The 13489-nt window shown below is 50.4% G+C and carries 11 protein-coding genes; 2 read left to right on the top strand and 9 right to left on the bottom strand.

The annotated features are described in order from the left end of the window. Nucleotides 1-310: 310 nt before the first annotated feature. A complete protein-coding gene (locus GM173_RS12785) occupies nt 311-1078 on the top strand; it encodes a copper homeostasis protein CutC (protein WP_203571773.1) in 768 nt (255 codons plus the stop codon). 190 nt (nt 1079-1268) lie between these two features. Further along, nucleotides 1269-2372 carry a patatin-like phospholipase family protein gene (locus tag GM173_RS12780; RefSeq protein ID WP_203571772.1) on the top strand — a complete coding sequence of 368 codons (1104 nt, stop codon included), beginning with the start codon at nt 1269-1271 and terminating at the stop codon, nt 2370-2372. A gap of 53 nt (nt 2373-2425) precedes the next feature. Here GM173_RS12780 and GM173_RS12775 read toward each other — a convergent pair whose 3' ends face one another. The 9 genes from GM173_RS12775 to GM173_RS12735 all read right to left on the bottom strand — a co-directional run bounded on the left by GM173_RS12775 (nt 2426) and on the right by GM173_RS12735 (nt 13446). Further along, nucleotides 2426-3472, bottom strand: coding sequence for an oxidoreductase (locus tag GM173_RS12775; RefSeq protein WP_203571771.1), 1047 nt, complete (start codon nt 3470-3472; stop codon nt 2426-2428). A gap of 293 nt (nt 3473-3765) precedes the next feature. Continuing rightward, nucleotides 3766-4215 carry a GNAT family N-acetyltransferase gene (locus GM173_RS12770; protein WP_203571770.1) on the bottom strand — a complete coding sequence of 150 codons (450 nt, stop codon included), beginning with the start codon at nt 4213-4215 and terminating at the stop codon, nt 3766-3768. A 54-nt stretch (nt 4216-4269) separates the two neighbouring features. Next, the gene (locus tag GM173_RS12765; RefSeq protein ID WP_203571769.1) at nt 4270-6489 is read right to left on the bottom strand and encodes an ATP-binding protein; all 2220 of its coding nucleotides are present in this window, start codon (nt 6487-6489) and stop codon (nt 4270-4272) included. A 206-nt stretch (nt 6490-6695) separates the two neighbouring features. Next, nucleotides 6696-8084, bottom strand: a complete 1389-nt coding sequence (argH, locus tag GM173_RS12760) for an argininosuccinate lyase (RefSeq protein ID WP_203571768.1) — start codon at nt 8082-8084, stop codon at nt 6696-6698. Between the two features lie 103 nt (nt 8085-8187). Beyond that, nucleotides 8188-8652, bottom strand: a complete 465-nt coding sequence (locus GM173_RS12755; RefSeq protein WP_203571767.1) for a YehS family protein — start codon at nt 8650-8652, stop codon at nt 8188-8190. A 42-nt stretch (nt 8653-8694) separates the two neighbouring features. Next, the gene (locus tag GM173_RS12750) at nt 8695-9801 is read right to left on the bottom strand and encodes a DUF1513 domain-containing protein (RefSeq protein ID WP_239078519.1); all 1107 of its coding nucleotides are present in this window, start codon (nt 9799-9801) and stop codon (nt 8695-8697) included. Next, nucleotides 9801-10769: an imelysin family protein gene (locus tag GM173_RS12745; RefSeq protein WP_203571765.1), complete on the bottom strand. Its 969-nt coding sequence runs from the start codon at nt 10767-10769 to the stop codon at nt 9801-9803. Before GM173_RS12745 ends, GM173_RS12750 begins: the two co-directional genes overlap by 1 nt. Nucleotides 10770-10828: 59 nt before the next feature. Then, on the bottom strand, nt 10829-12229 hold the full coding sequence (locus tag GM173_RS12740; RefSeq protein WP_203571764.1) for a di-heme oxidoreductase family protein: 1401 nt from the start codon (nt 12227-12229) through the stop codon (nt 10829-10831). 83 nt (nt 12230-12312) lie between these two features. Then, nucleotides 12313-13446 (bottom strand): imelysin family protein, encoded by a 1134-nt coding sequence (locus GM173_RS12735; protein ID WP_239078509.1) that lies wholly within the window; start codon nt 13444-13446, stop codon nt 12313-12315. Nucleotides 13447-13489: the final 43 nt, after the last annotated feature.

The following is a 13489-nucleotide window of genomic DNA, read 5'->3' as shown; positions in this document are numbered from 1 at the left end:
ATCGTTTGGCTTTCGCCACGCGAGGGCATCGGGGACCGATGTGCGCTCGGGGCGGCTTCTTTGCTTACTTTCTTGGCCGCTCAAGAAAACGAAGTTTCTGCGTAACTAAAGTAAGTCCCCGTCGCGGATTGCGACTGTAAAACACCGTGCCGCAGGCACTTGAAATAGGCACTTGAAATCATCAACACGTATCGAATATGACCTCAGCAAAATGCACTTTCTCTGTTATCCAATTCAATCGGTATTCTTGCTGATTACAAATCTTAGACACTGGCCGATAATCAAGACTTCAACGCACAGGAAACCCGCCATGACACAAACTCAAGCCATCACTCTCGAAATTTGCGCTGGTTCAGTCACCTCTTGCCTTGCGGCGCAAGAAGGTGGCGCGCAGCGGGTTGAGTTTTGCGACAACTTGCTCGAAGGCGGCACAACGCCATCGTACGGCCAGCTGGCGGCGGCAAGAGATCGCTTGTGGATTACGCTGAACGTGATTATTCGCCCGCGTGGTGGCGATTTTTTGTACAGCGATGTTGAGTTTGAAGTAATGGAGCGCGATGTACTGGCGTGCAAAAAAATCGGCGTCGACGGTATTGTCATCGGACTATTGACCAGCGATGGCCACATCGACATACCCCGCACCAAGCGCTTGGTTGAACTGGCAAGACCTATGCAAGTGACGTTTCACCGCGCATTCGATGTGGCTTGCAATCCAGAGCAAGCACTGGAAGACATTATCGCCACTGGTTGCAATCGCCTTTTATCGAGCGGCCAAGCGGCAACGGCTTTAGAGGGCGCGGCTTTACTGAAAAAACTGCAAGCACAAGCGGGTGATCGACTGATCGTGATGCCGGGCGCAGGCGTGCGCGGACACAATATCGCGCAATTAGTTGCAGAAACGGGTTGCCGCGAATTTCACAGCTCAGGTCGTGCACCATTCCCAAGTGGTATGACGTACCGCAACCCGAACGTCAAAATGGGCGCGCCGGGGCAAGACGAGTACAGCATTGTCGAAACCAGCGCGGATTTGGTGCGTGAATTGCTCGCCAATGCCAATGCAGACCGGATTGCCGATTAAAAACATTAGAAAGTACGCAAAACTTTCTGCTTGCTGTATTTTGTCATGGTTTTAATGTATGTTTACTGAACAAATAAAATAATGACGACGTCAGAAAGCGGTATTTCACACCCGCCTTCAACCATGAACAGCATGCCATTCTGGCGTCATCCTTTGTAGCGATCATCAATCACAAGGATTCGAAGACATCATGGCCGCCAGAAAAAGAAAAATCGCCATCACTTGCCAAGGTGGCGGTAGTCAGACTGCATTTACTGCGGGTGCGCTTAAAGCGCTGTACGACAATGGCTTTGCCGAGCATTTTGAACTGGTCAGCATCACCGGCACATCAGGTGGCGCGCTGTGCGCCACGCTGATTTGGTACGCGATGTTGAACAAAGACGCCTACATTCCGCAGCGGATGCTCGATTTATGGGCCGACAATACCGCGCAATCGGATGCCGAATTGCAGTTTAATAATTACGTGGTGGATTCATTGCGTAAGGTTAATAGCGGCCAAATTCCACAATTTAATATCAGCCCCTACTCGCCGCTGATGCAAATGATGAGCAGCGTGACTGGCCAGCAATTTCGCCGCAACTTTACCGATTTTCGTGCTTTGCTCGAATCACATATCGACTTTGCCGCGCTCAAAGCGATGGGTCCCAATACCGAGCTACCGGCGCTGATTTTAGGCGCCGCCGAAGTGCTCACAGGACAACTGAGCAAGTTTAATTCGCGCACCGAAGCGATTCGGGTCGAGCATATTTTATCGTCGTGTGCTGTGCCGAATATTTTTGAAGCGGTTGAATTTGACGGCAAGGCGTATTGGGATGGTTTGTTCTCTGACAATCCGCCGGTTGATGAGGTCATTCGCCCGATTTATGTCGGAGAAAATAATATCCCAGAAGAAATCTGGGTGATTAAAATCAACCCAAATGGCTGCAAAGAAGTCCCCAAAACGCCGGAAGCGATTGCCGACCGCCGCAATGAAATGATCGGCAATATGTCGCTATTCCAGCAGCTTGCTAGTGTGCGTACCTTGAACGAATTGCTACTCAAGAATGCGTTTACGCCGGAGTTTTTGGCGCTCAATGGCGTAAAAGCACCGATCAAGATTCCACGCTGCCTGAGCATGGATGAAACGCGCCCTTACCATATTCCATTTCTTGAAATGTCGACCGAACTGCAAAGCACTTTGGACTACGAAAGCAAGCTCGATCGCAGCCCGAAAAACATTCGCCCTTTGATGGCCGATGGCGAATCACAAGGGAAATTGTTTATTACCGAACGGATTGCTGCACTGAAGCCATAAACAAGTGCTACAAATATTAAAAAAGCCCCGATCATTTTCGGGGCTTTTTCATTTTAAATCAGAGCAATCCGTCGTCCCTCGGCATCACTTTGCCGCGCGATATCCAAAATTCGCATTACATCGCGCGCTTGCAAGGTGGTGACGGGGCTTTGTTGTTGATTCAGTAAAGCATCGCGGATACCGGCGTAATACGCGGCATAATTGCCCTGCGGTAAAGGCATCAGCTGACTACTGATTTGATCGTTGTGGCTCGTAAAGTGCTGCGCCTGCCTATCATCCACACCCCAAGCCGCATTGCCAGGCAAGCCACCGGCTTTCAACCAAGTTTCTTGCTGATCCAAACCCGACACCGACCACGCGCCTTGCGTGCCTTGCACCAAGAAACGTGGCGTGCCACCACTCACCAAAGTACTGGCAGCCAACACCGCACGCATTTTGGCGTAATGGAAAATCACATGAAAATCATCAACCGCCTGCGCGCCGTGGCGACGCAGCGCCAAATCAGCGGTCACTGCCGCCGGCATGCCAAATAATTGCAAGGTTTGATCAATTAAATGCGGGCCAAGATCGTACCAAAGCCCAGCACCAGCGACATTCGCTTCGCGCCAGCGATTTTTGACTGCGGGGCGGTAACGGTCAAACCGCGTCGTAAATTCGACGATTTGCCCCAGCTGACCACTGCGAACGATGTCGCAAAGCGCGATATAGTCGTTATCCCAGCGGCGATTATGAAATACCGACAGCAATAAACCCGCCCGCTCCGCGCGCACCCACAGGTCTTCGGCTTCGCGCAAATCTAAGGTAAACGGTTTATCAATCACCACGTGCTTACCCGCCGCAATCGCCGCACGCGCCAAAGGATGGTGCGTGTCGTTCGGTGAGGCGATCACGACCAAGTCCAAGCCAGGATGGGCCAATAAGCGATCTGGCTCAGTTTTCACGACAATATCAGGCCAATCAGCGAGCACGTCAGCGGGGCGCGAGCTGGCAATCGCCACTAGATTTAATCCGGGCGTGGCATGAATGAGTGGCGCATGGAATGTTTTACCCGCATAGCCATAACCAATCAGGCCAACGCGTAATGAATTTTTTTTCGTCATTCAATTCAAAGAGCAAAGATTGAAAGCAATTTATAACAGAAAAAGATTAAAAACTCGCTAAGTAAAAACCGTCATTTCACTGATTTGATTAAATAAATTGCCAAAACAGAATCTCCACACCATAAGCTGACACGAAACAAGCAAAGAATATAAAAAACAATTTCAAACTATCGAAATTAGCTTTCCAGTAACGAAAATGAAGATTCAACAATAAAGTAGGCAGTGTTTTCTAATGATGAGCATCAGCAATCAACTGTGGTCAATCTAAATTCAATTTACGATGCTCAACAAGATTAAGCGGAGCGGAGCATATCAACGTGCAAGATACCATCTTCGTCGTATTCATCCGAAACGGTGACAAAACCGTGTCGCGCATAAAAACGCTGTAAATGCGACTGAGCACCGATTCGATTTGCCATTCCGGGGTATTGTGCTGCAGATCCTTGTAAACCTTGGTCTATCAGCTGATACCCAAGACCTGTACCACGCATGGCCGGCACCGCGATCACTCGACCAAGCGATGGCTCGGCATATTTTAAACTGGGCGGCACCAAGCGCAGGCAAGCCACGATTTGGCCGTCGAGCCAGCCCAATAGATGAGTCGAGACCACATCAAGATCATCGATATCGGGATAAGCGCAGTTTTGTTCGACAACAAACACTTGCTGCCGCAAACGCAGGTATTGAAATAAAGTGGACGTATCAAATTCAGAAAATGTATACCAGCGCCAAGTCAGTGACATCGCAAACTCATCATCGCAACAAAGAACACGATTATAAGTCGAACAGCGGCGACGTCACTCAGCTTGATGTGGATGTGCTTTGCGCGGCGCAGTCAAAGGCAATAAGAGCGTAAATGTCGTGCCCACATTAACTTGGCTCAGTACCTCGATTTTGCCACCAAGAATTGATGTCACTAGGTTATACACAATACTGAGCCCTAATCCCGACCCACCCTGCCCTAATTTGGTGGTAAAGAAGGGCTCAAAAATATGCGCCAAATGCTCTGGATCTATCCCTAAGCCGTCATCACTGACGATCAGCTCGAGCTGAGCATCGCCTACTGCCTGAGCGCTAATTGTCACTTTGCCGTGCTGACGCCCAACAAAACCATGCGTTTCAGCATTGGCAATCAAATTATTCAGTACTTGCACCAAAGCGCCAGGATAGCTATCAAACTGAAAGCCACTGGGCACAGAGGATTCAAGCTCAATATGGGAGTCAAACAAAACCTGCATCGTTTGGATCACATGATGCACCGTTTCTGCCAAATCAAAGTCACGCCGCTGATCACTCGCCTGATCGACCGCAACTTTTTTGAAGCTATTCACCAAATTGGCGGCCTGCGCCAAATTTCGACTTAAAATCGCTAAGCCCTGCTGATTTTCACTGACATATTCAGCCAATACCGATTTGCGTAAAGTTTGCTCTGCTAATTGCTGGACTAATTCTTGATTTTTCTCCAGCAAAGTGGAGCTAATAGTGACGCCAACACCAATCGGCGTATTGAGCTCGTGCGCCACTCCAGCGACCAAAGCACCGAGTGCGGCCATTTTTTCCGATTCAACCAGCATCTTTTGTGTGCTTTTGAGTTGCTCAATCGACTCTAGCAGGGCGGTATTGGCGTGGCTCAATTGTTCGGTTCTTTGTGCCACCGTTTTTTCCAAATCTTCTGCTTGTGCCTCTATCGTTTTCAAATAAGTATGTCGCTCTTGGGCTGTCGCCGCGACCTGCTCAAAGGAGGGTTGCCATGCTTTTGGAACGGCAGGAATCTGCTGCTCAGGATGACTGATTAATTTATTTAAAAAATCCACCAAGCGTAAAGCAGGAAAAGCAAAATGGCGCGACATCAGCCACATCGCAATCGCCAAAAAGCCAATCAATCCGAGCAAAATCCACAAAGTGCTTTTGGCTTGTTGATCTGCCAGCAAACTCAATTCCTGCGCAGAAAAATACACCAATAAATCCCACTCACTGCCTTTGAGCGGCACACTCATCCAATACCAATTACCCATTTGATGAATTTTGTTTTTCTCCATCGTATGGCGCGCCAGTAGCAACTGCGCCAATTCGCTGGGTAAAGCCTTATCTAGCTTAAGAATGTCTTTATTGCTTTGCACTAGGCCAACATCATCTGCAATCACATTCCCCGCGCGATCCACCACGATTGCATGTCCTAAATGTCGCGCCGAGCCTTGCAGCACTTCGCCAAACATCCGCAATGTCACGTCAGTGCCCAACACCCCAACAAATTGCTGATTTACATACTGTGGCAGCAGCAAACTCACCATCGCGCCTTTACCACCGGCATCGTAATACGGCGCGGTCCATTGTTGCTGCTGTTGTGGATTCCGGTTCGGGCCTATCATTTGCACGGGCTTGGTGCCACCCGCATCAAACACAACTTTGAGCGCGTCTTCTATTGAGCGGCTCGCGGTGGCTTGCATAATGTCGGCTTCAGAAACATAAGGGTAAAGCGAGGAAAAATCCTCGCGTGGTGAATAATAATAAGTCCATTGAAAAAATGGATAGGCACGATGCGCAGCTTTAATGGCTGGGAAAATCGCCATTGTGGCGCTAATTTCTTTCTCTAATTGAGCATGCTGCAGCGCCTTAGGGCTAACAAAAAGCGAACCGTAACGATCACGTAGCGCAGCATCTAGTTTGCTGCCAGTCAGTTCACCACTACCTTGGCGACGAATCCCCAATTGACTCAGCGATTGCCACTGACTGTCGTTAAGCGCCATCTCTGGATGATTGAGCGCATCGATCAATTGCACACTCAAACGCTGCAAGTGAGAAGTAGCAATCTGGATGACTTGAGTAAATGCCAGCTGTTGCTGCTGGGTATGCGCTATCACCTCAGCAAAAATGCGCTCTTGTAGGGCCACCTCCGTGTGCTTTTTATAGAGCCAGACCACCGCCATAATCGGAATCGCAATCGACAATAAAAACAACACAAAATGCCGTTGTAATCGACGCAATTGCACGACCGAGGATGAGGAGCTTGAGTTCATAGCAAACACAACGCAGCAATCAACGAAGATTCACTATAGGTATAAAAACCACTTGATGCGAAGGCTTTATATCAGCAAGAATTCAAAGACAGGAACAAGAAAACCCAAGGTATATCAATACAAACAAAACAAACAAAGTATTTGAAGAGAATACATCAAAAAAAACCCAGCCGAAGCTGGGTTTTCGTGATTGACGCTAGCCTAGCTTAGCAGCCCAAACGTTCACGCCATTTTGCCACTTGCACCAAAACTTGGAACGGCGCAGTGCCACCCACGTGATTACGCGCCTCTAAGCTGCCTTGCAAGGTCAATACATGGCAAACGTCTTCTTCGATTAACGGCGAGAAGCTTTGCAATTCAACCAAGGTCAAGTCCGATAAATCTTGGCGTTTTTGTTCGGCGTAACGCACGGCCAAAGCCACCGCTTCGTGTGCATCACGGAATGGCAAACCACGTTTTACGAGGTAATCGGCCAAATCAGTTGCTGTCGCAAAACCTTGCTTGGCGGCACGCTCCATCGCATCGGCTTTCACTGTGATGCCGCGCATCATGTCCGCGTAAATGCGCAGCGTGTCAGTCAAGGTATCCACCGTATCAAACAGCGGCTCTTTATCCTCTTGATTGTCTTTGTTGTACGCCAGTGGTTGACCCTTCATCAAGGTAAGCAAAGAAATCAAGCTGCCATTCACACGGCCAGTTTTGCCGCGCACTAATTCTGGCACGTCTGGATTTTTCTTTTGCGGCATGATTGAGCTGCCGGTACAGAAACGGTCGGCAATATCGATAAAGCCATAACGTGGGCTCATCCACAGGATCAGCTCTTCGGACAGACGCGAGAGATGCGTCATGATCAAGCTGCCAGCCGCAGTAAATTCAATCGCAAAGTCACGATCCGAAACGGCGTCGAGTGAATTTTCGCAAATGCCTTCAAAACCCAATAATTTCGCGGTAATTTCACGATTAATCGGGAAAGTCGTCCCCGCCAGCGCGGCTGAACCCAAAGGCATACGGTTCACACGTTTACGCGCATCGATCAAACGCTCGGCATCGCGGCCCAACATTTCGACATAAGCGAGCATGTGGTGACCAAACGTCACCGGTTGCGCTACTTGCAAATGCGTAAACCCAGGCATCACGGTGCCCGCATTTTTTTCTGCCAAATCAATCAATGATTTTTGTAACTCACGCACCAAGGTCAGCAATAAATCAATTGCACCGCGCAAATACAGGCGAATATCAGTGGCCACTTGGTCGTTACGCGAACGGCCAGTATGCAAGCGCTTGCCTGCATCACCGATTTTGTCGGTCAGGCGACGCTCGATATTCATGTGCACGTCTTCGAGATCAAGGCTCCATTCAAAACGCCCAGCGCGAATATCGTCCAGAATATCGGCCATGCCGCTTTGGATGGCACGCAAGTCTTCATCGCTCAAAACACCAACTTGGTTGAGCATACCCGCATGCGCCAACGAGCCTTGAATATCGACTTCGGCCATGCGGTTATCAAAAAATACCGATGCGGTATAACGTTTGACTAATTCAGACACCGGCTCGTTAAAACGGCCAGACCAAGCTTTGCTTGTTGATTCGGACATGCGAAAAATCCAGAAAAAGTTGAAACAATGATCCGATTATACGGGTCTAGCCGCAATGCTGCACGACCTTACCGCTGACCAGTCAAATCTTTAAATTGCGAAATTAAACTTTACGCACCCTCAGCGTCAGACCTTTCAGGAAGTTGCGCAAAAACTGGTCTCCGCACGGGCGAAAGTGTTTGTGGTCTTTTTTGCGGAACAACGCAGAAAGCTCTGGTTTCGAGACTTCAAAACCCGCATCAGCCAGCATCGCGTAGATATCATCGTCTTTGAGCTCAAACGCGACGCGCAGTTTTTTCAGTACCAGATTATTGGTCACCGGCAATTCAATTGGCAGCGCTGGACGTGATTCATCTTTGCCACGACGAAAATACACCAAACCATCCAAGAAATGCGCCATCGTGATGTCGTCGCATTCGGCGTAGTCCAGCTCAGTGTCTTTTTTCAGAAACGATTGCATCGTGGCTTTGTCGACCGTATGACCTGCCAATTGCGCGATCTCAACGAGCTTGGCATCGCTCAAATCCAGCATATAGCGCACGCTACGCAGTACGTCATTATTTAACATGGTGGCAATCCTTTTGCGGTGAATCTCGCTATTGTACCTGCCTTAACGCTTTGCAATCACCAGATGATTATCCCAGCGGTGAGTTGCGACCGACTTTAATGGCGTCAACTTCGCCGAATGGGGCTCGAAATGCGCCAAAATACCGCTTTCACTACTCACCCAGGCTTGCTGCCCATCGCTGACAATCCCCGCTGGGCGCGGCATTGCGATTGGTGCTAAAGGCGTACCATCGCTACGCCAGCGCGCCAGCGCATTGCCTTTTAAGGCTGAAATTAAAAAGGTATTCCCTACCGCCGCAATACTCGCAGCATAGCCTTGCAAACCGTCGGGCTGCGCAGCGAGCTGCAATTGCCCTTGGCGCAACACCGCCAACAGCGGCGCATTCCTATGAGCAGTGCGGTCTCGATATTCGGCCTGCAAAGCGATACCCAAGCTACCATCGGCGGCGAGTGCCAGATGACGGATACTTAAGGCCGGATCAGATAGCGCATATTGATTGAGCAATTCGCCTGACGGCCATGCCAGCAAAGACAGCGTGGGGTGCATCGCGTCAACATTCAGTTTACGTCGCCCCGTTTCTGGCAGCGTTAAAATACCACCATTGGCAACAGCCAGTATCTTACCCTGCTCCAGCCAAATCAATTCATGTGGACCAATACCATGGCTAGGTATTTCACCGAGGCGTTTTAAAGTTGCCGTTGAATAGAGACCTAAAACCCCCTGCCCTGTTTCACCGTCATTTTCAGTCGTGATTAGCGTTTTACCATCGGGCGTTACGAGCGCATGACCGAAAAACTGCCGATCAAATTCCGCCTCAATCAATTGCAGCAGCTTGCCCTCTCGCCAATCGACCTTGGCTAGCCAAGAACCCAAACGTCGGCTGACAATAATCGCTTGCCCTTTCAGTTCATGGGGCAAAGGCACAATCCCATGGCCGCGCCCGGGCAAAGTGATCGCTGGCGCGGTGGAGTTCGCTAGAGAATGAAAAACACCTTGCGCCTCGCCATCGGCCGTGGCATCCCAGCTCGCACTAAGCAGCACTTGCTCAATATCAGCCGAATTGCGACTGGCCGCCAACACTGGTAACGATAAGGAGTTAGGCAAGGCCAGCGCCGCCAATTGCAATAAAAACTGCCGCCTCGCCAGCATCAATCGCCATCGCCTTCGGTAAAGCCCAAAGTTAAATCGAACTGTTCACCGACCTTGCTTTGCAAACGCCCTTTCAATGTGTCAATCGCCTTGCTGCACGCCGACCTTGCTTTTACTGAGCTTTGCGCCAGATTGGATGGCACACTTTGACAAGTCATTTGCACTTGCGCCATGTCTTGGCTCACTTGCTGCGCCAAATCAGCGGCGCCCTCCATCTGCAAGCGCTGCACCACAGCTTGCAGCGCTAGATTCATCCCAGCCACTTGCGCCATAAATTGCGCGTGACTGCTACCGCTACGCCATTCAGCAAATTGCTCTGGTTTTAACTCTGCCGCCGTTGGCATTCGTTTATGCAAGCTGCCCATACTTGAAAGCAGCAAATTGATATGCTCCGACAAGAGATTTTCGCGGAAGAATGGGTTTTCTGCGCCCAGTTCAAGTCGATAAACCGACCACGGTTGATCAAGCAGATGAGTCTGCTCGGCCACTTGCTGCGCCATTTTGTGCAAATACGCACAACGCTCAGGCTGCTTGAGCTTGGCCAATTGCAATTTCGGCTGCGCATTGCCCCACAATAAATACTCCATCGCAGGCAAACCGCGCGTCGCGGCGTTGCTGTTGTCGCCACTGAGAATCGCCGCTTCTAAATCATCCACTCGGGTCGGACGAAAGTCGATTTTGCGCCCCAAACGCTCCAGCACCATCGGCCCCGCCGGGGCTCCATCCATCGCCCGCCATGCTTGACTGGTCCGAAGCCAATAGTGTTTAACCGTCTCAAGCTGAGCTGGTGTTGGCTGTTCGCAAAATGCCGAGCTGGCGCTGGCCAATGCATCGGCAGCTTGCGTTAAAGCCGCATGGCGCGGCAAATAAGCTTGGTCCACCCATGTTTGCGACCAAGCCACGTCAGGCACGGAGGGCTCAGCCTGGGCTAAACCTGCGGCGAGCAATACAGTAGCAATCCAACGCATTAATGTCGTCCTTCTTATCTGCCGCATAGCTTCAACACCAGCTATGAGCACCAATTTTTTTAAAGAGAATTCAAAAATTTCAGCAGCTTGTCTCGATCTGCCGCACTCAATTTCAGCACTGCCTGCTTACTGGCCTCGGCTTCGCCACCGTGCCACAACACCGCCTCCAGCATATTGCGCGCGCGACCATCGTGCAGGTAGCGGGTATGACCATTGACGGTTTTTACCAAACCCAAACCCCACAGCGGCGGCGTTTTCCACTGTTTGCCGTTGGCGCGGCCATCGGGGCGACCATCGGCCAAGCCGTCGCCCATATCGTGTAATAGCAAATCGGTGTAGGGATAAATCGTCTGATTAGCCAATTGCGGGATCGCCGTAAACTCGGCGGTTTTGTAGCTTGGCGTATGGCAGCTCGCGCAATTCGCATCGCTAAAAATCTGCTTGCCGCGCAGCACATCGCTGCTGTCAGCATCACGCCGCGTTGGTACCGCCAGCGTTTGTGAATAGAAAATCACTTGCGCGAGTTTGTCATCGTCGATTTCCGGCTGGCCGCCATTCGGTGCACGCAAGCAATCTTTTTGCTTGGGCATGCATTCTTCGTGCGGATTTTTGCTGGAGGTAATGCCAATATCGCCCAAAAACGCGCCGGCAGTTTGCTGCGCCACGCTACCAACATTCGCTTTCCAGCCAAAACGACCAATCAATTCTTTGCCAGCAAATGCATCCATCACATAATTGGGCTGCCCAGCGATGCCTTTGCCCTCTTGCCGCTGACGTGTCGCATTCTGCAAGATCGCTGCCTCGGGTATTGCCTCCAACAGTCCTAAACCTATCATCTGCGGCGCAATACGTGGTGAAATCATAATTTCTTTATGCAGTGGACCATAGGCCAACTGCGAAATTTGATAATGCGGTTTTTGCAAGGAGTACGGCGTGCCATCGGCAAACTGACCATGAATTTCCTCATAACGAATCGCCACTTTACCTTCGGGTTTCACGCCACGCACCGCTTGATTATTCAGCTGACCGCCATACACCGGATCAGGCTTCGGTTCCGGCTGCCCCGGAATCGATAAACGCAGTAACAAGGCCATTGGTTGCTCTTGTTGAATACCATTTTTAAAATCTGGTGGTGCGCCACGACCATCAAGCGCATGGCAAGCGCCGCAAGAATTAGCGACAAAATGCGGTCCCAAACCATCTCGCGCAGTCGTCGATGAGGGTGCTTCAACCCACGGTTTTTTAAAAAATGAATTGCCGACCACAAAATCGGTTTTTTGCTCGTCAGTTAAGCCCGGATACGGCAAAGAAAACGCATTTTTACCATGATCATCAATGGTTCCCACTTCGCCAGCAGGGAATTCTTCGCTAGGTTCAAACAAAGCCAGCATCGCTTGGCCTTCGTAAGCCAGTACCGAACCTGCCAGCAAGCAAGCGATCAAGCTCAATTTACGCTGCATCATTACTTTCCTGAATAACAAAACCCCAGCGCAGCACGCTGAGGTTGTTGTGAGAACGGAAGCCGCTCGAACTTGGTCTAAGTTTATACGCTGGTATTGAGCCGCTTAATCCCCAAGACTTTGGCGGCCTCAACTAAGCTTTTAGCTTGCGCTTTGAGTGATTCGACCAAAGCTTGTAGACGTTGCCGACCTGGAGCATCTTTTTTGCCGACGATTTCACGATCAAACGGCGCTTGAACCGCTTCGGCCAGCTTAACTGACTGAGCGATATCCCGACTCACGGTTTGTGCCACTGCCGGATTTTTCTGCGCCACTAAGTCACGCAAGCTGGCGCCTTCAACGATCTCGCCCGAGCGACGGACAAAACGCGCTTCCCAAACGTTCTGAATGCCTCTGGCGTTATTAACTAAATCGCGGTGCGTGTTGTCCGAAAAACAAGAGTGCTCGTCTTCTTGATTTTGCGTGTCGAGTGCCACTTCGGTGCGCTCTCCCGCCAACTCGCCACGGCTTAGCGTCCCCAAACCAGTGAGCATTTTTTTGATGCTCTCATCGCCTTTGGCTACAAACTGAGCACGGAAATTCTTTTCACCGGCACGCCATTGCTTTTCAACTCGAGCCAAGTCGGCCACGAGCATTTGCGTCACCAGCGTCAGGTATTGCTTGCGGCGCTCGGCATTGGCTGCCGTCGTGTAATCGGTGTAAGCGCGTTGCCCAGCACCGTCCTGATTAAAATCCTGCCCCCACAACAAAAACTCAATAGCGTGCCAGCCAGTGGCAATGTTTTCTTCACCGCCACGCTCGTTCAAACTGCGTAATTTGGCCTCGGTAATGGGGGTTTTGCTATTAATAATGCCGGCTTTGGGTTTGCCTTTCACATAATCAATGTACGCTTCATCCAACGGCCAGCCATTGATAAAGCCTTCCGGTCCGGTTTCTGAATCAATAGGGCCGCCATAAAAACGGAACGCTTCAGTTTGACCGTACCACTCACGCGCCTCGAGCCACGCCGCCTGCGCGGCTTTAAGCGTCTCCGCACTTGGCTGCGCCACAAATGCATCAATCTTGCTTTGCATTTCTTGTGCGCTAGCTAAAGCGTCTTGATACGACGCAGAAACCAAGCTGGCATACTGCTCAATGACATCGGACTGAGTGACTTCAGCAGCCGATACCCAAAGCGAGCACAAGCTAAGCAGACACGCTGCAATGATTTGTTTCAATTCACTAACTCCCAATCTGGTCTTCATTCAAAACGGTCTATTT

It is taken from the genome of Deefgea chitinilytica, from assembly GCF_016881405.1.
Taxonomy (GTDB): domain Bacteria; phylum Pseudomonadota; class Gammaproteobacteria; order Burkholderiales; family Chitinibacteraceae; genus Deefgea; species Deefgea chitinilytica.
Note: the sequence above shows the minus strand (reverse complement) of the source record. Positions and strands in the feature narration are given on the sequence as shown.